Origin of the sequence: Achromobacter kerstersii, assembly GCF_902859595.1 — a bacterium.
Taxonomy (GTDB): domain Bacteria; phylum Pseudomonadota; class Gammaproteobacteria; order Burkholderiales; family Burkholderiaceae_B; genus Achromobacter; species Achromobacter kerstersii.
Window position 1 is genome coordinate 118,944 of sequence record NZ_CADIJQ010000004.1, and the last position, 19,260, is coordinate 138,203.

Below are 19,260 nucleotides of genomic sequence, written 5' to 3' on the forward strand. Positions count from 1 at the left end.
CCCGCGCAGATGTGACAGCGGCTGTGGCCCGAGCAGATGTGACAGTGGCCGCGGCCCGCGCCGCCGACGCCACGGTCACGGGCGCATCGCGCAACGCATACGACACGAGCTCGGCGGCGTAGGCCGGCAGCGGTTCGCGCACGCACAACACCAGATCGCGCGTGGCCCAATCATCGGCCAGCGCCACGCGTTGCACGCCAGCCGCCCGGCCATATCGCACCGCGGCCACGCGCGGCACAATCGCAATGCCCACGCCCTGCCCGACCATCCGGCACACGGCATCAAAACTGCGCAGACGCACGCGGTACGACAACGGCTTCCCCGTGCGCCGCGCATGGTGCGCGATGTGCGCTTGAAGCGCGCTGCCTTCGACCAGCCCCACGAATTCCCCATCGGCCACGTCAGCCAGCGTCACGGCCGAGCTGCCTGCCAAGGGATGCCCGCGCGGCACGATCAATGTCAGCGGGTCATGGCGGAACGTGCGCGTGTGCAAGCCATGCAGGTCCGCCGAATCCGCCAGCACGCCGATGTCGCACATGCCTGCACGCAGCGCGTCAGCAATCTCATGGCTCGTGCGTTCTTCCAGATCCACCGACACGCGGGGGTGGTCCTTCAGAAACTCGCCCAGCACCGGCGGCAGGTATTCACTAAGCGCGGTGGTGTTGCACACCACGCGAACGTGGCCTTTCAAGCCGAGTCCGTAGTGATCCAGTTCACCGCGCATGCGGTCCATCTGCCCCAGCACCAGCCGGGCGTGATGCGCCAGCGTGCGCCCTGCCGGCGTCGGCGCCACGCCGCGATGCTCGCGCAGCAACAGCGGCACGCCCAGCGTGTCTTCCATGCCGCGTATGCGTTCGCTGGCAGACGCCAGCGTCATGTGGGAACGCTTGGCGCCCGCCGTGATGGAGCCCGTTTCCTGCACGTTCAGGAAGAGCCGGAGATCGGTCAGGTCGAATCGCATTCGGGCAGCGTAGCACGCCAGCCTCAGGCGCAACCATAGGCCCGCTACGCAAGATCCCGATACGGATTCGCGCGTATCGCGGCGCAGAATCCAGCTTTGGCATCTGCATACGAAGGCCGGTAAATGACAATCAGAAATCGATGCGAGCGCGCATCATGAACGCATTGAATTCGTTCAACGTGCTGCCCGACGGTACGCCGCAACTGCTGGCCATCACCGTGGCGGTGTTCGTGCTGGCCGGTCTGGTCAAGGGCGTGGTGGGCTTGGGTCTGCCCACCATATCCATGGCCATGCTGGCGCTGGTGATGGCGCCCGCGCAGGCCGCCGCGCTGCTCATCGTGCCGTCACTGATCACGAACTTGTGGCAAGCGCGGCCGTGGCCCACGCTGCTTCAGACCTTGCGCCGCATTGGCACGATGCAGGTGGGCGTCTGCATCGGGACGATTGCGGGCGCGCTGTGGCTGGGCGCGCCCAGCGGCCATTGGGCCAGCGTGTGTTTGGGGCTGGCGCTGGTGGCGTATGCGGCGTGGGGCTTGTTTGGCACGCCGCCCGCGGTTCCCGTCCGGCACGAGGGCGTGCTGGGCGCGGTGGTGGGCGCGATCACCGGTGTCATCACGGCCGCGACCGGCGTCTTCGTGATTCCCGCGGTGCCCTATTTGCAGGCATTGAACCTGGGCAAGAACGGCTTGATTCAGGCGATGGGAATTTCGTTCACGGTATCCACCGTGGCGCTGGCTGCGGGCCTGTGGCTGAACGGCGGCTACAGCCCGGCCGCGGCAGGCGCGTCGGTGTTGATGTTGCTGCCCGCGTTGGCCGGCATGGCGCTGGGGCAGGCGCTGCGCGACAAGTTATCGGCGCGCACCTTCAAGCTGTGCTTCATGATCAGCCTGGCGTTGTTGGGCGCGTACCAGGTGGTGCAAGGATGGCCGGGGTAAGCGCCGGCCATCGCGGCCCGCGCTGTGAATCGCTATCCGGTTGACGTTACGCAGCCAGCCGGCGTTCGTCGACAAAGCCGATGGACACCGACATCTCGCGCCAGCGCGCAAGCTCTTGTTGCACCGAATGAATCTTGCCGCGCGCTTGATCAAACGCGTCGCGCCCCAGGAACAAATGCAGCGGCGCGTACTGCGCCTCGGCCGCCTGGATCAACGCTTGCGCGGCCTTGACCGGGTCGGCGCCCGACTCACGCCGTTGCGGATCGCGCGTGGCTTGTTCTGGCGCGATGAAGTTGGGCGCTGTGGCGGTCGTCACCGCGGCGGTCGAAACCGCGGCGGTCGCTAGCGCGGCGCTGCCGAAGCGGCGATCGGATCTTGAGTCGGGCTGCATCGCGCCCGGGTACACCAACGACACGCGCACGCCCATCGGCGCCGCTTCCGCCGCCAGCGCTTCGGTCAAGCCTGCCACCGCGAACTTGCTGGCGCTGTAGGCGCCCCACTCCGCATGGCCGCCATCAAAACCCAGAATCGACGACAGGTTGAACACATGCCCGCCGCCTTGCGCCTGCATGCGCGGCAGCACGGCGCGGATCACGTTGAGCATGCCAAAGACATTGATGTCGAATGCGGCACGCACGTCACCGTCGGGCAGTTGGCTTAACGCGCCTTGAGGTGCAACGCTGGCGTGGTTGACCACGACGTCTACACCGCCGAACGCGGCGACGGTAGCGTCCACCGCGCGGCGCACATTGCGTTCGTCCGCCAAGTCCACCGTCAGCGGCAAAAACTGGCCTTCAAGTTTGGCGCCCACGGCATCCAGCAAGGCATCGCCATCCCGGGACGTCGCCGCCACCTTGTGCCCCAAGTCCAGCAACAGCTTCACCAAGACCAGGCCCAAGCCTGCCGACGCGCCCGTCACCAACCAGATTTTTTCGGATTTCATGCGATTCCCTTCCCTTGCTTGCTGCTTGCCACCGCCGGCAAGATGCTTGGGCGGCGCGGCGGGAACCGATGCTTTCATCTCGACGGCATCGGCTCTGAGCCTGGTAGGGATATTAAGAATCGCGCGGCGATGCGTACAGGCTCGTTCTTGCGTGAAACCTGCCTATTTCTCCGATGATGTTTTGCGAGGCTTGGCGCGTCAGGCCAACCGCATCAACCCAAGGCGCTGCGATAGTGTTCGCTGTCAAAGCTCGGTGCGTTGCCGGCAACGGCGGACGCTGCTACGACGGGTTCATTGTCTGTCTGCACACCAAACAGCGAGAGTTCAGCGTTGACCAATGCGAGGATGAAATTTGCCATGTTGATTCCTTGAATAAAGCGTCCAGCTGACCCGCGTAATCGGCGCAGGTCTTATAGAGGACATGAGCGTCATGGTGCGGGCCATGACGCGTGGCGTCCATTTGCTTTACTCAATGGGGTCGATAGCATTGGGCGGGCGATGGTGGCGCCAGCGCCGCAACTCTGCCCGAACTTCCGCCCGAATTTCCGCCCGAGTCTCTGCCCGAGTCTCTGCCCGAGTCACTGCCGGTTTCACTGCCGGTTTCACTGCCGCTTTCACTGCCAGGGTCACTGCCCGGGTCACTGCCGGCATCACCGCCCGAAGCGCCGCCGCTGGCCCGTCTGCCTGACCGCTGCCACCAGCGCCTGCACGGCGGGTTGTGCGGATCGCAGGAACGCGTAGAAGCGCGTCATCGGCAATTCAGGCATCCCGTCGTCAAGCGACAAGGGGCGCAGCCCTTCGCGCAACTGGCTGCGTGCAACAGGCGCCACCGCGAAACCGGCCAGCGCCGCCGCCAGGCAGCCCGCCATGCTGCCGCTTTCGAAGGCGGGCGACCATTCCTGCTGGGCTTTACCCAGCGCGGTGATGGCCGCTTCGCGATACACGCAGGGTTCGGGAAACACCGCCAACGGCACGGGGCGCCCGGGCGTCCAGACCTTGTCCGCGCCCCAAGCCCACACCAATTCCTCTTCCCAAAGCAGTTCGCCGTCGTCCTGCACGCGCTCGCATTGCTTGCCGAACACCACGTCGAGCTTGCCGCGCGCCTGCTGGCGCAGCAGGTCCGCCGTCACGCCCACCTTCAATTCAATGGACGCTTCCGGATGCCCGCGATGAAAGGCCGACAGCACCTCGGCGAGCCACGCCCCCGCAAAGTCCTCGGATGAGCCGACGCGCAATCGGCCCTTCAATCGCGTGCCGCTCAAGCGGGCGCGCGCCTCGCGTTCCAGATCGACGATGTTGCGGGCGTAGGCATACAGCGTCTCGCCCGCGGGCGTCACTTCAAAGCTGCGCGTGGTGCGCTCAAGCAGCGTCGCGCCCGCCAGCACTTCCAGCCGCTTGATGTGGCCGCTGACGGCAGACGGCGTCAACGACAGCGCGTCGGCGGCCAGCGCAAAGCCGCCGCAGTCCACCACTTCCAGAAACGTGCGCAGTAGCGTCAGGTCCAGCACGGCGCCGGTCGGCGCGTTGGGGGTATCCATCGTCCCACCTCCCTCTGTTCATGATTTGTTGATAATAGGCGCTTATTCATCAAGAATCATGACAAGCGCCGACGCTATCGTGACAGCACCGTCACCGAAAGAAGGAACCGCATCATGGCCGCCTACGCCCACGTCCAGACCCCCGTGCTGGATATCGCTTACCTGGAATGGAACCCCGCCGGGTCCCGCACCGCAGTGTTGGTGCATGGTTGGCCGGACAGCCCTGAAGGCTGGATTCCCGTGGCCGAGCGCCTGTCGGCCGAGGGCTACCGCGTGCTGTGCCCTGCGTTGCGCGGGTTTGGGCCGACCCGCTTTCGTCATGCCGAAACGCCACGCAGCGGCGAACTGGCGGCGCTGGGCCGCGACCTGCTGGACTTCATTGATGCGATGGGCCTACAACACCCCACGCTGGTGGGCCACGACTGGGGTGCGCGCGCCACGGCCAACGCCTGCGGTTTGCGTCCGGGCGTGGCCGCGCGGTTGGTGCTGCTGTCGGTGGGATACGGCACGAACGACCCCAACCAGCCTCTGTCGCTGACGCAGGCCCGCAACTACTGGTACCACTGGTACATGGCCACGCCACGTGGCGCGGCCACCGTGCGCAACGACCGCCGCGCCTTCACCCGCATGATGTGGGACACCTGGTCGCCCGGCCCCTGGTATACGCCTGCGGAATTCGACGAGGCCGCCCGCGCCTTTGACAACCCCGACTGGGCCGACGTGGTGTTGCATTCCTACCGCCATCGTTGGGGCCACGCACCGGGTGATTCCGCCTACGACGCCGACAACGCTTTGCTGACGCCCGCCCCCGTGCTGACAGTGCCCACACTGGTGCTGCACGGCGGCGCCGACGCCTGCAACCAACCCGCCACATCGGAAGGCAAGGAAGGCTTTTTCAGCAGCGGCTACGAACGCCGCGTGCTGGACCGCGTGGGCCACTTTCCACAGCGGGAAGCGCCGCAAGCGGTGGCCGACGCGATCCTGAAGTTCTGCGCAAAAACGGATGCGTGAAGCCGTTTTGCACGCGGGGAGCGAACGCCGCCAGACAGGCTCTGCACCGCCCCCACAACGCCGCCAAACAGGCCCTACACCGTCCCCCCACAACGCCCCCGCGCCGCCCCGCACGCCGCCCGCTGGGCAGCCCCGCCCGGAATGGCGGATAATCCGTCTGTTTCCCGCCGCCCCATGCGGCGGCTTTTCGTGGGCGCGTGGCGCCCGCCAGCATTCGGAGTCAGCTATGTATCGCGGTATTCAGGCGATTGAACAATTCATGGAATCCATCGGCCTGACCTGGCGCCCCGGCTCGACCGAAAGCGCCGAACTGCGCGTCAGCTACCGCATCGGCAACACCCGCCCGCTGGGCATCGACCGCACGCTGGTCGAATTCCATTGCGACGCCAAGCGCGCCAAGGTCTGGGTGCCCGAATTTTCCCGCACCAGCTTCCACCAGTGGTTTGAAGTGCCGCTTCAGGACTTCGAATTCACCCCGGGCGGCTCGATGCTGAAGATCAAGGCAGCCGCGCGCGGCAACGCGCCTCCGTACAGCGTGGGCATCAAGCCGCTGGCTTGAATTTCGCCCCCCTGCCCACACAGCGCAGGGAGAGCGGGCCAGATTTGACTCGATCGGGTCAAATCTGGCCCGTTTTTTATTGTGGTTAATCAATGACTTAGAAAAATCGAGTCAAATCTGGCCCGATTTCCCGTGAAAAACCCCTGTTTTTTAGCGCTTGGCGCACGAGTGTCGCTTGGCGATCTTTTTTATTTTCCCCAACCAATTGATTTACAAGGATTATTTTTTTATTCCTTAACCTGGCACCGTTCTTGCATAGCAGCCTATGGCCGCCCTTTCGGCCTGCTATCCGGCCTTTCAAGCCGTGACGTCAAGAACGGAGCCCGTCATGACCACCCGCGCCTGCCCCACTGCCTTGCAGACCCCGCATCCCAGCGCCAAGCAGGTGGGCAAGGCCATTTCGCCGCCACCTTGCGAAGCGGGCGTGCCGATTTACCCGCTGCGCTACGGCATCGCCGATGCCCCGTACCGCAGCGATCTTCACACCATGTTGAAGACCCCGGGCTATCCCGTCCTGCAAGGCGGCAAGGCCTATGGCCTGCGCGTGCTGCGCCCCGGCACCTATGTCTATCTGCTGTACTTCGACCACGGGCAGATGTGGAACCGGCACTATCAAGTCACTGAAGACATCCGCTTCGCGCCCATTTGGTGGGGCGACGCAGACTACGAACACTCGACCCCGGGTTCACAATCGCGGCCAGACGTCACGGGCGCAGCGCCTTACCTCTTGGCCCCGCCCGCCGCCATCAACGGCCCCGTCTATCTGCTGATCAGCGACACAATCCTGACGCACGACACCCTTTGGCAAATAGAAAAGAACACGGACGGCCTGCGCGACGCCCTGGCTACCGTCGTCACGCCCACCGGCGGCCCGGACCAGCCCCACGTGTTTCACGCGGCGCGCTTGACGGTATCCACGCCCGAACTGATCCGGCCCACGCTGAGCCGCGTGCCGATGTATTACGCCTGGAGCGAGATCACGCCCGCGCAGCATTACCCGGATGTCAGTGACGTCATCAGCCAGATGTACGCTGCGCTACGCGCCCGCAAAGACATCGTGCCGCTGGCGGTGGTGCTGCAAGACCCCGTGGGCATCGCAAGCGAGCTCAACTACCTGTGCGCCACCGAAGTCAAAAAGCGCGACGACTATCAAGCGCAAAGCAAGCATCGGTTAAACAGCGCCGGCCTGATCGACGCGTACTTCAAACAAGCCGAAGCCAACAGCACCACGCCTCCCGCCTTGACGGCGCTGGCCCGGCAACGGGCGTTGGTGAACTTGCCAGGCGCCCGCGATTTCATTCCCGCGTACCAAGCCCGCGTGGAGGCCTTTCAGACGGACATCACCCGCGCCTGCGCAGACGTCGTCGCCTGGCTGCAACGCGTCAACGCGGCGGGATTGCTGGGGCAGGCGTTTAGCCTCTTCGACCAGCGCTGCGCGCGAAACGCCCGCAGCTTTGAAACAACCGTGCTTCATTGCTTTGGGGCGGCGGTGCATTCGGACGAGGGGCTGGCGGAATTGGCGAAGCATATTGAGGCTGCGCCGGATATCAGCCCGTTGTGGCGTGCGCTGGGCGCCGGCGACAAACCGCTGATGATGCGGCTGGCGGAACCGCTCACTATCGGTAAGGGCGTGTTTGATGCGGTGGATCGCATTCTGGAAGAGCGGCCTGGCACGTTGGTCACCAACCTGCTGACTCAGTTGCTATGGCCATTTCTGGCCAAAGCACACGCGGACATCGCCGAGGTCCAGGTCAGGCGATTGCGGCATATCGGCGAAATAAGGTTTGGCGTGACCGTGGGACGCCGCTTGGTGACACCGCAGCGGTACTTGGCGTACAGCGCGGAATTGCAGGGGTATGTGGCAATGGGGAAGGAAGTGGCGGTGCGTTGGCCCGGGGCGTTTATGCCTGCGACGATTAAGGGCGCTGCGGCGAGCGTGGAAGTGGGAAACATCGAGGTGTGGGAATGGGAAACCGTGACTACGACGACAGTAGTCGATAAAGCGAAGGCGATGGACCAGGAAGGGAACCCGCTGATGCGGAATTTGAAGCGGATGCGGGCGGCGGCTGGGGCGGCGTCGACAGGCCTGGGGGGTGCATTGGCGATTTGGGGGATGAGGAATGCGGTACAGGAGTGGGATAAGAACAAATCCGCTATCAGCTTTACGTCGATCTTGGGCGCAGGTGCGGCTCTCATGGGTGCAACGTTAGATGCCGTAGCCCTCGGCATTTCAACTGCTGCTGCACGCCGCGGAAGCGTAAACCTGGGAACCAAGGCAAATCTGGCTGGAATCAAGCTGCTATCCACGGCCGCCGCAACCACGGCCGCAAGCATTTTTTCCTTGACAGACCTTATTCGCGCGGCCGACGCGCAAAGCAACGATAAGAACCCTGAACAAGCGCAAATGTATCTCTACTCGGCACTGGCCGGTGGAGTATTGGCGGTGGCTACAGGAGCAGGAGGGATGGCCTCGGCGGCCACGTTGGCGGGCAGTGGTAAGGCCGTCGCCGTCCTAGGCCTAACCCCAGCCGGCTGGGCAGTCATTGCCATCCTCGCAATGAGTGCCGTCATCTACTTCACCCTTCAAGCCGATGACGCCCAACACAGCCCACTCGAAATCTGGCTCAAGCACTCTGCCTGGGGTGTCGTCACGCCGCGCTTCACATTGGCGCAAGAACTGGATGCCTGGCACAGCTTGCATTTCAGCCCCCTCATCACCCCGGAATGGCAGGCCCTACGCGGTATTGCCGGCACCTTGCGTCTGCGCTGCACCCTGCCCGAAGTAGCAGGGCAAGACGACTTTCAATCCAAACTCCACGTCACGCTTTACGGCAAGGACTTGGAACGCGTGGATGACACCATCGCTTTCTGCACGCCCGGAGCTTGCGTGGATCTCCATACGCAGTACGTTATCGGCCCATTGACCGATGACAAGGGCGCTGAGCGCGGATGGCGCATCGGCATGCACGAGGATGCCAAGGTCAAACTGGAGTATCTCTACCGGCCCGATCCAAAAGAACTGCCGACGATCGGCCTGGAACAACCGGGCGCGCCTGAACCGCTTGTATTTACTTCATCGAGTTTCTTCTTTGACTCCATCGATCCCGCCAAACTGGCGCCCGTCAGAGCGCCGAAATGAGCCAGAACCACGATGACATCGTTAAGCGGCTCCCCCGCAGTCTCCTATTGGGAGCCAAGAGATTCGTTCGCGGCCCGGTCAAGCGAGAGAACCTTCCCACCGTCCCCTTGGAGGTCCAAGCCGCACTCGGCGTTCGTCGATTGAATGAGCAATGCGTAGAACTGGAACCCTATGGAAACCAGGTCCGCAGCGGCTCTGCGAAAGCCATCGGGTTTCTGTTCGTACTGGGCGTGTGTATGTCAGCGTTCCTGTGGTCTATTACGCCCGCCCCCATCACCGTCAGAATCTGGTTCATGTTGTTCTTGGGGCCGTGGTTCATGGCGGCAACCAGCGTCGCATGGTATCTAATCACCTCGCTCTATATGGGCCAGTTTCGTGGCGGCTTTATCCGAATTCATCGCGGCACCGGGAAGCTCTACTTCGTTACCCCACGCGACGAGCGCCTTCTGACGCTGAACTGGGCGCAACTCCACGCCCTTGCCGGATACATCCCTGTCGTCGGCGCGGCGGGCTACACCAGTTTTTATCCCCTATATCTGATCGCGATCGATTGGGAGTCGACGCCACCAAAGGAAATCTGCATCGCCTGCGGCAACCTGGGTTGGCGTGACGACGGAGATTCCGCCAAACAACTGTGGGACTACTTGCAGGTCTTTATGGAAGATGGCCCGACGTCCTTATCCGGTCCTCCTCCGATCCCTCCCCGTCTTGCACGCAAGCAAACCTTCCTGCGCTTCTACCGTGACTGGGCTGAAAAATTCCGCCGCGACCTCTCCACGCCTAAAGGCAAGCGCTGGGCGCCGTTGTGGGCCCCCGCCAAAATCCTCTGGCTGATCTGCATGGTGTTCCCCGACAGCATCGCGGAGTTCATTGAATACGACGTGCCTTACACGTCGTTCCCAAAAGAGATCGACGAACTCTGTGGCTTCGAGGAAAAGCGTGTTCCGATCATGCGACTAAATGGTGAACGCATTGATTCATGATCACACTCAAATTGTGGAACGACTTCCTCGATCGCTGCTGATCGGTGCTAAGGGGCTAGCGTATCGTGACGTTCGCCGTCCAAAACCCATTGACGCGGAAAGCGAAGGCATGTTCGCGATACGGCGTATCAACGAACATGCCATAGAGCTGGAACCCTTTGGCAATCTGATGCGCAATGCGTTCGCCGGCGGCATCGGTGCGATGTTCGTCTTGGGCACGGTTATTTCGACGCTTATTACGATATTCGATCCAGATTCGCTCACGCCTTCGATAGTGTTGCTGCTGTTTTTGAATCCAGTGATGACGGCGGCATTCGGCAGTATTCCCTACGTTATCACTCGCTACTCTTGGGGAAAATTCCGTGGCGGTTTCATTCGCATCCATCGCGGCACGCGCAAGCTTTACTTTGTCTCGCCTCAAGACGAGCGCTTGCTGACGCTTGAATGGGACCAAATTCAAGCTCTGGCCGGCTACGTACCCACGGTCGGCGCAGCAGGATATAGCAGCCAATATCCTCTTTATCTGATCGCCGTTGACTGGACTCAAACACCCCCCACGGAAGTCTGCGTGTCATGCGGCAACCTTGGCTGGCGAGACGATGGAGACTCCGCCCAGCAGCTATGGGATTGCCTGCGGATCTACATGGAGCACGGGCCCGACGCGTTACCCAAGCCGCCTCCCATTCCCCGCCGCCTATCCCGAAAACAGACCTTTCTGCGCTTCTATCGCGACTGGGCGGCAAAGTACCGCCGTGACCTCGCCACCCCAAAAGGAAAGCGATGGGCGATGGTGGTCATTCCCGCCAAGATCCTCGCGCTGATCTTCATCGTGTTTCCCGATAGCGTCGGGGAGTTCATTGACTACGGCGTGCCATACACCTCGTTCCCCAAAGAGATCGACGAACTCTGTGGCTTCGTGGAAAAGCGCGTTCCGATCATGCGGCTGAATGGTGAACGCGTTGATTCATGACCACGCTCCCACGGTAGAACGGCTTCCTCGGACTCTGTTGATCGGCGCCAAGACGCTCGCTCGCGCACGACCCGCATCGCGTTCGATTTCTGGCGGCCCCACTCCAATCGATGAATCTCTCGGCGTGCGTCAGATAAGCGACCAATGTATCGAGCTCGAATCCTATGGCAATCAAATTCGAAATACTTACGCGAGCGGCATCGGGGTATCCATGGTGATGGCGCTCATCGTCTCTATGATGTTGACGGCCATTGCCGTCTTCCTGACACCGGAACGTCCGCCTGGCACGACAGGCTGGTTCTTGATTGCGGTACTACCGTGGTTTGGAGTCAAAATCACCGGCGCAATCTACCTGTGCAATCGAACCGTCTTCGGTCGATTCCGCGGCGGTTTCATCCGCATCCATCGTGGCACCCGCAAACTCTATTTCGTCACTCCACGCGACGAACGCCTGCTGACGCTCGACTGGGACGCACTCCAAGCTCTGGCCGGATACATCCCCATCATCAGCGCAGCGGGCTACACCAGCCGCTACCCCCTCTACCTGATCGCGACCGACTGGACCCGATCTCCTCCAAAAGAAATCTGCGTGTCATGCGGCAACCTGGGCTGGCGTGACGATGGCGACTCTGCCAGACAGCTCTGGGATTACCTCCAAACCTTCATGGAGCACGGCCAAAGCAACCTGCCAAAGCCGCCCCCCATCCCGCCGCGCCTGTCCCGCAAGCAAACCTTCCTGCGTTTCTACCGCAATTGGGCCGACAAATTCCGGCGTGACCTTGCCACGCCAAAGGGCAAGCGATGGGCGCCGCTGTTGATCCCCGCGAAAATCCTGGCGCTGATCTGCATCGTTTTCCCCGACAGCCTCGCCGAGTTCATTGAATACAACGTGCCATACACGTCCTTCCCCAAAGAGATCGACGAGCTCTGTGGCTTTGCCGATCCCCTTGCCCCGGTCACACGCGCTTGTACATGATCGTTGTCGCATCCAGCTTGCCCGCGTCATGCGGGTCGCGGCTGAAGCCGGGGATCTGGCCTACCGCCACATAGCCCAGCGACGCGTACAAGGGTTCTGCGCTGTCGCCCGTGCGGGTGTCCAGCGTGATCAGGCTGCGGCCGAGCTGGACCGCCTGCGCTTCGGCTGCGCGCATCAGGTCGCGCGCGATGCCCTGGCGGCGAAAGTCAGGGTGGACGAGCAGTTTGCGGATCTCGGCGCGATGCGGTTGGTTGGGCGGCGTGTCGATGTCCAGTTGCACGGCCCCCGCGATGCGGCCGTTCTGGCGGGCAACCCACAGCAAGAGCTTGCCGCCTTCCACGGCGGGCTGGACTTTGTTGCGCCAGAAGGCTTCGGCGTCTTCAGGCGAATACGGCAGGACGAAGCTGACGCTGGCGCCGCCGTGCACGCAGGCGTGCAGCACGTCGCCCAGTTCATTCAGGCAGGTCCGGGCGGCCTCGGCTGTCAGCAGAGTCACCTCAATCGGGCTCGATTCGGTCCCGCTTGCTTCGGTCCGGCTCGATTCGATCCGGGTCACTTCAGTATTGGCGTGGTCTAGGCTCATGGCGGGTTCAGACGATGAAGAGCAGATAACGGGCGCCGCGTTGCGGCGGGGTGACAAACAGGCTGGCGCCAAAGAGCTGGTAGCGCAGGCAGTCGCCGGGGGCCAGGTCATGCGTTTGGCCATCGACGGTGATGCGCAGTTCGCCTTCAAGCATCAGCAGATGGTGCTCAAGACCCGGACGGGGGGATTGTTCGTAAGCAATGCGCGCGCCCGGGGCCAGTTCGCAGGCCAGGACTTCGCCCGCCAGTTGCTGGGCGGGCGGCGACACCGAGCGGCGGCGAAAGCCTGCGCTGTCGTCGACCCACACGGCTTGCGCGTGTTCGGGCACCAGAGGCGCGAAGTCGTCTTCGACCATCATCATCAGGCGCGACATGGTCAGGCCGTGCGCGGCGCACAGCTTGCCGAGCACGGCGGCGGTGGGGCTGACCTCGGCGTTCTCCAGCCGTGACAAGGTAGCGCGGCTGACGCCCGCCACGCCCGCAAGTTCGTCCAGCGACCAGCCACGCTCTTGGCGCAGGGCTTTCAGGCGCTGGGCGATGCGGCGGTCCAGATCGGTGTCGAGATTCGTATTTTCCATATTAGGGAATTTCTCTCAAATACGAAAACCTGTCAAGCACCAGGCGGGGCGGAAAATTTCGGCACAATACGGCATGCTTCTGGCCAAACCCCTCCTCATGACCGCCCTCTGCCTTTCGTTTTTAAGCGGGTGCAGCCTGCCACCGCTGGACAAGCGCAGCGAATCTGCCGCGCTGACGCCCGAACAATCCGCGGATACGCCGCTGGGCCGGGGCATTGCTCCCGTGGCGGCGGCGCATCCCGGCAAGTCGGGCATCCACCCGCTGCCCAACGCCTATGACGCTTTCGCCGCGCGCATGATGCTGGCGCGCGCCGCCGAGCGCAGCCTGGATGTGCAGTACTACATCTGGCACAACGACATGACCGGCACCATGCTGCTGGAAGCGCTGCACGAAGCCGCCGACCGTGGCGTGCGCGTGCGCCTGCTGCTGGATGACAACGGCACCGCCGGGCTGGACCCGGTGCTGTCCGCGCTGAACGAGCACGCCAATATCGAGGTGCGGCTGTACAACCCCTTCGTGCTGCGCTGGCCGAAGCCGCTGGGATACGTCACGGATTTCAGCCGGCTGAACCGGCGCATGCACAACAAGTCCTTCACCGCCGACAATCAGGCCACCATCATCGGCGGCCGCAATATCGGCGACGAGTATTTCGGGGCGACCACCAATGTGCTGTTCACCGACCTGGACGTGCTGGCCATCGGCGCGGCCGTCAATGACGTGTCGATGGATTTCGACCGCTACTGGGCCAGCGATTCCGCCTACCCGGTGGATCTTTTGTTGAAGCCGGCGGAACCCGGTGCGCTACAGGCGTTGGAGCAGCAGGCCAGCAAGGTCGAGCGCTCGCCCGAAGCGGCCGCCTACGCTGAAGCCATGCGGCAGCTGCCCTTCATCCGGCAACTGATGCAAGGCGATCTCAGCCTGGAATGGGCGACCACCCGCATGGTCAGCGACGACCCGCGCAAAACGCTCGGCACCGCGCCGCCCGAGGCCATGCTGCCGCATCAGCTGCATGAAATCATCGGCGCGCCCAAGACCGACCTGGAACTGGTGTCGCCCTATTTTGTGCCGACGGCGACCGGCACGGAGGCGTTCGCGAAGCTGGCGCAAAGCGGCGTCAAGGTGCAGGTGCTGACCAATGCGCTAGAGGCGACCGACGTGGCCGTGGTGCATTCCGGTTACGCCAAGCGCCGCAAGGATTTACTGGCAAGCGGCATCGAGCTGTTTGAAATGAAGCGCAAGGCGGGGGGTGTGGAGCGCAACAAAAGCATGGGTCCGTTCGGCAGCTCGGGCTCGAGCCTGCACGCCAAGACCTTCGCCGTGGACGGAGAGCGCATTTTTGTGGGGTCGTTCAACTTTGACCCGCGTTCGGCCACGCTGAATACGGAGCTGGGATTCGTGATTGACAGCCCCACGCTGGCCGGCCACATCGCTCAGGCGTTCAAGCAGGACATCCCGAACGTGGCGTACCGCGTCTGCCTGGACGACAAAGGCGATCTCTACTGGCTCGAACAACGCGACGGCAAGACCATTCGCCATGACACCGAACCGGGCACGACGATGTGGAAACGGTTTTCCGTCTGGTTCGTGTCGCTGCTGCCGCTGGAGCCGCTGTTGTGAAGCCGTCGCAACAAGCGGAGTTCGGCGCGAGCAGCGCGGGCGTAGACTGAACGCTTCTGCCGCAACTTGCCACGACCTGCCACAACTTGCCGCGACCTGCCGCAACTTGCAAGGACCTGCCACAACTTGCCGCGACCTGCCGCAACTAGCCGTCGCCTGGCGCAGCTAAGCGGCTCGCGAAACCTCAGCAAACCCTCAGCGCCCCCCATGACCGCCCTGCCCGCCGCCCCCTTGCCTGACCTGGACTGGACCGCGATCACCCACTCGCTGGATGCGCACGGCAATGCCATTGCGCCCGCGCTGCTGACGCCTGCGCAATGCAGCGAACTGGCCGGCGGCTATTCAGCGGCGGACCGCTACCGCAGCCGTATCGTGATGGCGCGCCACGGGTTCGGGCGCGGGGAATACAAGTATTTTTCCTATCCGCTGCCGCCCCTGCTGCAACACTTGCGCACGGCGCTGTATCCGCGGCTGGCGCCGATTGCCAACCGCTGGAACCGGCAGATGGGCATCGCCGTGCAGTATCCCGACGATCACGCCGCGTTCCTGCAACGCTGCCACAGCGCCGGACAACGGCGCCCCACGCCCCTGATCCTGCAATACGGCCCCGGTGACTACAACTGCCTGCATCAGGATTTGTATGGCGAACACGTGTTTCCGTTGCAAGTCGCCATTCTGCTGTCGCGCCCGGGGCAGGACTTCACGGGCGGCGAATTTGTCATGACCGAAACCAGCAGCCGCGAACAGCGCGCCGAGGTCCTGCCGCTGCAACAGGGCGACGCGCTGATCTTCACCGTGAACCAACGGCCGGTGCCGGGCACACGCGGTTGGCGCAAGACCGCCATGCGGCACGGGGTCAGCACCCTGCGCACCGGGCGGCGCCACACGCTGGGCCTGATCTTTCACGACGCTCAATAGCCTTGGCTCCAACGCTTGATCTGTTTGGCGACGACGACACCGCGCAGCACGGGCGCGAAGCGATCGGCCCGCAATCCTTCGTGCTGCGCAGCTTTGCGTTGCCCTATGCAGACGCGCTGATGCAAGGCGTGGTCGACGTGACCGCGCAATCTCCCTTCCGGCATATGGACACCCCGGGCGGCTACACGATGTCGGTCGCGCTGACCAATTGCGGACAGCTGGGCTGGACGACGGATGCGCGCGGCTATCGTTACTCGCGCATCGATCCTATGACCGGCCACCCCTGGCCCGATCTGCCCGACGCTTTTCTGCGGTTGGCTCAGGCGGCGGCAGCCGAAGCCGGTTTTCCGGGCTTTGCGCCGGATGCCTGCCTGGTGAACCGGTACGAGCCGAGGTCGCGGCTGTCGTTGCATCAGGACAAGAACGAACGCGACTACGATGCGCCCATCGTGTCGGTGTCGCTGGGCATGCCGGCGGTGTTTCTGTTTGGCGGCAACGAGCGGTCGGACAAGACCCGGCGCGTGCCGCTGTTTCATGGCGATGTGGTGGTCTGGGGCGGGGTGGACCGGCTGCGCTATCACGGCGTCATGCCCATGAAAGACCTGCCGCACCCCAAGCTGGGCAGCCAGCGCATCAACTTCACGCTGCGCAAAGCGGGCTGACTATCAGGGTTCCCCGCGTCTGGCAGCGTCCGCGCGGCGGCAATACTATGGCGCACCTTTGGCCCCGCGCCCGCGCGCTCACGACATTCCCATGCCTTTCCTGCGCCCCCGCCCCCGTCTGTTGCTTGCCTGTCTGCTGCTATCGGCCCCGGCCTGGGCCGCCGAGCCCCCCGCTCTGATCGAAAATTCGCTGGGCATGCGCTTCATCCATGTGCCGGCCGGCACTTTTCAGATGGGCAGCGACGAATCGGCCGAGACCCTGGCCCGCGACTACCCGCAATATCCCAAAGACCGGTTCACCCAGCTGTTTGACGAGGCGCCCGTGCACACCGTGCGGATCACCCGTCCGTTCTACCTGGAGCGCACCGAAGTCACCGTGGGACAGTTCCGCCGCTTTATCGAAGCGTCGGGATATGTGCCGGAGTCCGAGGCCGACGGCACGGGCGGCTACGGCTACAACGCCGCCTACGACCCCGACAAATCCGAACGCGGCGACGCTTTCGAAGGACGCGACCGGCGCTATTCCTGGAAGAACCCCGGCTTTGCGCAAACGGATGACCACCCTGTCGTCAACATCAGCTGGAACGACGCCACCGCGCTGGCACGCTGGCTGACCCAGAAAGAGGGGCACGTCTACCGCCTGCCCACCGAAGCCGAATGGGAATACGCCTGCCGCGCCGGCACCCGCACGCGGTATCAGAACGGTGATGACCCCTTGAACATGCCCGACGCCGGCAACGGCTTTGACGCCGACGCCGAACCGCTGTGGCCAAAATGGCACGCTTTTGCCTCGCCCCGCCACGACGGCTATACGTTCACGGCGCCCGTGGCCAGCTATGCGCCCAACGCCTTCGGCCTGTACGACATGCATGGCAACGCCTGGGAATGGGTGGCGGACTGGTACGGCGAAGACTACTACGCGCACTCGCCCACCGATGACCCGAAAGGTCCGGACAGCGGCAATGTGCGGGTGCGGCGCGGCGGCTCCTGGCATACCTGGGCGCTGTACACGCGCTCGTCCTACCGCAATTGGAATACCCAGGAAACCCGTTACCCGCTGGTCGGCCTGCGGCTATTGCGCGAGGCCGATTAAGGGAAAGCCCGCCCGACGGGTTAGCATAGCCGCACGCTTAACCTCAAAGAGAGTCCTGACATGCATTCGCTGGGCCGTCTCGTCCTTCTCGTGAACGACTACGACACCGCCATTTCCTTCTATCAAGACAAGCTGGGCATGGAGGTGTTCGTTGATATGCCCGTGGGCCAGCAACGGTATGTGCACCTGCGCCTGCCGGAACAACCCGCGGTGGGCGTCTGGCTGTTGCAAGCGCTGACCCAGGCGCAACGCGACCGCGTCGGCGACCAGACCGGTGGCCAGCCGGTGGGCGTGTTCTACACCGACGACGTGGTCCGCGACCACAGCAACTTCGCCGCCCGCGGCGTGCGCTTCACCAAAGAGCCCGTCCATGACGACACCACGGTTTACGCCCACTTCATCGACCTGTACGGAAACGAATTCGTACTGGTGCAGGTGAAGAAGTAAGCCCTTCGCAAGTCCGCCATGGCAGCCGCCACACCGAAACAGGACTGGATACTCCGCGCCGCGCCTTGTGGCCACGTGGAGCGCATCGAAGCCTACTTCGGCGGCCATGGTTACGACATGCACCGCCACGACACGTACGCCATCGGGCGCACGCTGTCGGGCGTGCAAAGCTTCAACTACCGGCGCGACTATCGCCATAGCCTGCCCGGCGGCACCATCGTGCTGCATCCCGACGAGCCCCACGACGGGCAAGCCGGCACCGACGCCGGCTTTCACTACCGCATGATTTACGTTGAGCCCGCGCTGATTCAGCAGATTCTGGGCGGCCGGCCATTGCCGTTCATCGCGGGCGGCATCTCGGACGATTTTCGGCTGCGGGCGGCAAGCGAGACGTTGCTGCAAAGCACGCGCGCGGCTATCGACCCCCTGCAAGAAGACGACGCGCTGTATGAGCTGGCGCAGGCGCTTAGCGCCGCGGCCGGACGGCCCCAGGGCCGGCGCCGCCCCGACTACCCGGCCGCCGAACGCGCCCGGCAGTTCATCCATGACACGCTCGACCAGCCCATCACGCTGGACCAACTGGCGCACGCGGCCGGCCAGGACCGCTGGACCCTATCGCGCGATTTCCGCGCCCTGTTCGGCACCAGCCCCTATCGCTATGTGATGCTGCGCCGCCTGGATCTGGCGCGCCGGCTGATCGCGACCGGTCTGCCGCTGGCAGCCGCTGCGGGCACCGCCGGCTTCACCGACCAGAGCCATCTGACGCACCGTCACGTGCAAACCTACGGCATGACGCCCGACCGCTGGCGGCGCATGCTGCACGCGTAGCGCAGGCGGGGTTTGCGCGAAAAACCTGCAAGAACGTACAAGACGGCGCGCCTGGCTGCGCCCTATGCTCAGGCATCTTCCACTTCAGCAGGTGCGCCCATGTCCCCCATTCCCGCCATCAACATCGCCGGCAAACTGTCGCTGTTTTCTGAGCAGTGGCGCCCCAAGGTCATCGCGCAGATGAACGACTACCAGTTCAAGGTCGTCAAGGTCCAGGGGGAATTCGTCTGGCACAGCCATGCGGATACCGACGAGACGTTCATTGTCATCAGCGGCCGGTTGCGCATCGACTTGCGCGACGGCCATATCGATCTAGGCCCCGGCGAAATGACCGTCATCCCCAAAGGCGTGGAGCACAAGCCCTGCGCCGTCGAGGAAGCGCATCTGATGCTGGTCGAACCCTGTGGCGTCGTCAATACCGGCGATCAGGGCGGCGAGCGCAGCGCCCCGAATGACGTCTGGGTCTGACGTGTGGGTCTGAAGTCTGGATCTGACGTCTGGGTTTGACGTCTGGATCTG

General features: G+C 63.6%; 19 protein-coding genes and 1 pseudogene. 14 read left to right on the forward strand and 6 right to left on the reverse strand.

Features of this window, described 5'->3' with window-relative positions; genetic code table 11:
* Positions 1 to 79: 79 nt before the first annotated feature.
* Positions 80 to 961, reverse strand: a pseudogene (locus HV765_RS14335) (LysR substrate-binding domain-containing protein); the annotation flags it as partial.
* A gap of 155 nt (positions 962 to 1,116) precedes the next feature.
* Here HV765_RS14335 and HV765_RS14340 point away from each other — a divergent pair.
* The gene (locus HV765_RS14340; protein ID WP_054423304.1) at positions 1,117 to 1,896 is read left to right on the forward strand and encodes a sulfite exporter TauE/SafE family protein; all 780 of its coding nucleotides are present in this window, start codon (positions 1,117 to 1,119) and stop codon (positions 1,894 to 1,896) included.
* Between the two features lie 46 nt (positions 1,897 to 1,942).
* Here HV765_RS14340 and HV765_RS14345 read toward each other — a convergent pair whose 3' ends face one another.
* From HV765_RS14345 to HV765_RS14355, 3 genes are all read right to left on the reverse strand, one after another.
* A complete protein-coding gene (locus HV765_RS14345; protein WP_175170093.1) occupies positions 1,943 to 2,839 on the reverse strand; it encodes an SDR family NAD(P)-dependent oxidoreductase in 897 nt (298 codons plus the stop codon).
* A 212-nt stretch (positions 2,840 to 3,051) separates the two neighbouring features.
* On the reverse strand, positions 3,052 to 3,198 hold the full coding sequence (locus HV765_RS14350; protein WP_175170094.1) for a hypothetical protein: 147 nt from the start codon (positions 3,196 to 3,198) through the stop codon (positions 3,052 to 3,054).
* A gap of 291 nt (positions 3,199 to 3,489) precedes the next feature.
* Entirely contained in the window at positions 3,490 to 4,377 is an 888-nt protein-coding gene (locus HV765_RS14355; protein ID WP_175170095.1) for a LysR family transcriptional regulator, read from the reverse strand.
* A gap of 114 nt (positions 4,378 to 4,491) precedes the next feature.
* Here HV765_RS14355 and HV765_RS14360 point away from each other — a divergent pair, with 114 nt between their 5' ends.
* The 6 genes from HV765_RS14360 to HV765_RS14385 all read left to right on the forward strand — a co-directional run bounded on the left by HV765_RS14360 (position 4,492) and on the right by HV765_RS14385 (position 12,015).
* Entirely contained in the window at positions 4,492 to 5,388 is an 897-nt protein-coding gene (locus tag HV765_RS14360; RefSeq protein WP_175170096.1) for an alpha/beta fold hydrolase, read from the forward strand.
* Positions 5,389 to 5,614: 226 nt separating this feature from the next.
* On the forward strand, positions 5,615 to 5,947 hold the full coding sequence (locus HV765_RS14365) for a hypothetical protein (RefSeq protein WP_054422673.1): 333 nt from the start codon (positions 5,615 to 5,617) through the stop codon (positions 5,945 to 5,947).
* Between the two features lie 385 nt (positions 5,948 to 6,332).
* The gene (locus HV765_RS14370; RefSeq protein WP_175170097.1) at positions 6,333 to 9,086 is read left to right on the forward strand and encodes a toxin VasX; all 2,754 of its coding nucleotides are present in this window, start codon (positions 6,333 to 6,335) and stop codon (positions 9,084 to 9,086) included.
* Positions 9,083 to 10,069, forward strand: coding sequence for a hypothetical protein (locus tag HV765_RS14375; protein ID WP_175170098.1), 987 nt, complete (start codon positions 9,083 to 9,085; stop codon positions 10,067 to 10,069). The genes HV765_RS14370 and HV765_RS14375 overlap by 4 nt, the downstream gene beginning before the upstream one ends.
* Positions 10,047 to 11,039: a DUF6708 domain-containing protein gene (locus tag HV765_RS14380; protein ID WP_156336506.1), complete on the forward strand. Its 993-nt coding sequence runs from the start codon at positions 10,047 to 10,049 to the stop codon at positions 11,037 to 11,039. The genes HV765_RS14375 and HV765_RS14380 overlap by 23 nt, the downstream gene beginning before the upstream one ends.
* Positions 11,017 to 12,015 carry a hypothetical protein gene (locus HV765_RS14385; RefSeq protein ID WP_175170099.1) on the forward strand — a complete coding sequence of 333 codons (999 nt, stop codon included), beginning with the start codon at positions 11,017 to 11,019 and terminating at the stop codon, positions 12,013 to 12,015. Before HV765_RS14380 ends, HV765_RS14385 begins: the two co-directional genes overlap by 23 nt.
* On the opposite strand, the gene HV765_RS14390 is transcribed toward HV765_RS14385, so the two are convergent.
* Positions 11,996 to 12,517, reverse strand: coding sequence for a GNAT family N-acetyltransferase (locus HV765_RS14390; RefSeq protein ID WP_420840120.1), 522 nt, complete (start codon positions 12,515 to 12,517; stop codon positions 11,996 to 11,998). The genes HV765_RS14385 and HV765_RS14390 overlap by 20 nt on opposite strands.
* A gap of 88 nt (positions 12,518 to 12,605) precedes the next feature.
* Complete coding sequence (locus HV765_RS14395; RefSeq protein ID WP_054422678.1) at positions 12,606 to 13,175, reverse strand: helix-turn-helix domain-containing protein; 570 nt, start codon at positions 13,173 to 13,175, stop codon at positions 12,606 to 12,608.
* 73 nt (positions 13,176 to 13,248) lie between these two features.
* Between HV765_RS14395 and HV765_RS14400 the strand changes: the two genes are divergently transcribed.
* The 7 genes from HV765_RS14400 to HV765_RS14430 all read left to right on the forward strand — a co-directional run bounded on the left by HV765_RS14400 (position 13,249) and on the right by HV765_RS14430 (position 19,209).
* Positions 13,249 to 14,793 carry a phospholipase D family protein gene (locus HV765_RS14400; protein ID WP_054422679.1) on the forward strand — a complete coding sequence of 515 codons (1,545 nt, stop codon included), beginning with the start codon at positions 13,249 to 13,251 and terminating at the stop codon, positions 14,791 to 14,793.
* Positions 14,794 to 15,000: 207 nt separating this feature from the next.
* A complete protein-coding gene (locus HV765_RS14405) occupies positions 15,001 to 15,711 on the forward strand; it encodes a 2OG-Fe(II) oxygenase (protein WP_054422680.1) in 711 nt (236 codons plus the stop codon).
* 2 nt (positions 15,712 to 15,713) lie between these two features.
* Positions 15,714 to 16,373, forward strand: coding sequence for a DNA oxidative demethylase AlkB (gene alkB / locus HV765_RS14410; protein ID WP_175170101.1), 660 nt, complete (start codon positions 15,714 to 15,716; stop codon positions 16,371 to 16,373).
* Positions 16,374 to 16,464: 91 nt separating this feature from the next.
* Positions 16,465 to 17,466 carry a formylglycine-generating enzyme family protein gene (locus HV765_RS14415; protein WP_054423307.1) on the forward strand — a complete coding sequence of 334 codons (1,002 nt, stop codon included), beginning with the start codon at positions 16,465 to 16,467 and terminating at the stop codon, positions 17,464 to 17,466.
* A 60-nt stretch (positions 17,467 to 17,526) separates the two neighbouring features.
* Positions 17,527 to 17,913, forward strand: a complete 387-nt coding sequence (locus tag HV765_RS14420; protein ID WP_054422682.1) for a VOC family protein — start codon at positions 17,527 to 17,529, stop codon at positions 17,911 to 17,913.
* Between the two features lie 18 nt (positions 17,914 to 17,931).
* Positions 17,932 to 18,741 (forward strand): AraC family transcriptional regulator, encoded by an 810-nt coding sequence (locus HV765_RS14425; protein WP_175170102.1) that lies wholly within the window; start codon positions 17,932 to 17,934, stop codon positions 18,739 to 18,741.
* Positions 18,742 to 18,840: 99 nt separating this feature from the next.
* Positions 18,841 to 19,209: a cupin domain-containing protein gene (locus HV765_RS14430; protein ID WP_054422685.1), complete on the forward strand. Its 369-nt coding sequence runs from the start codon at positions 18,841 to 18,843 to the stop codon at positions 19,207 to 19,209.
* Positions 19,210 to 19,260: the final 51 nt, after the last annotated feature.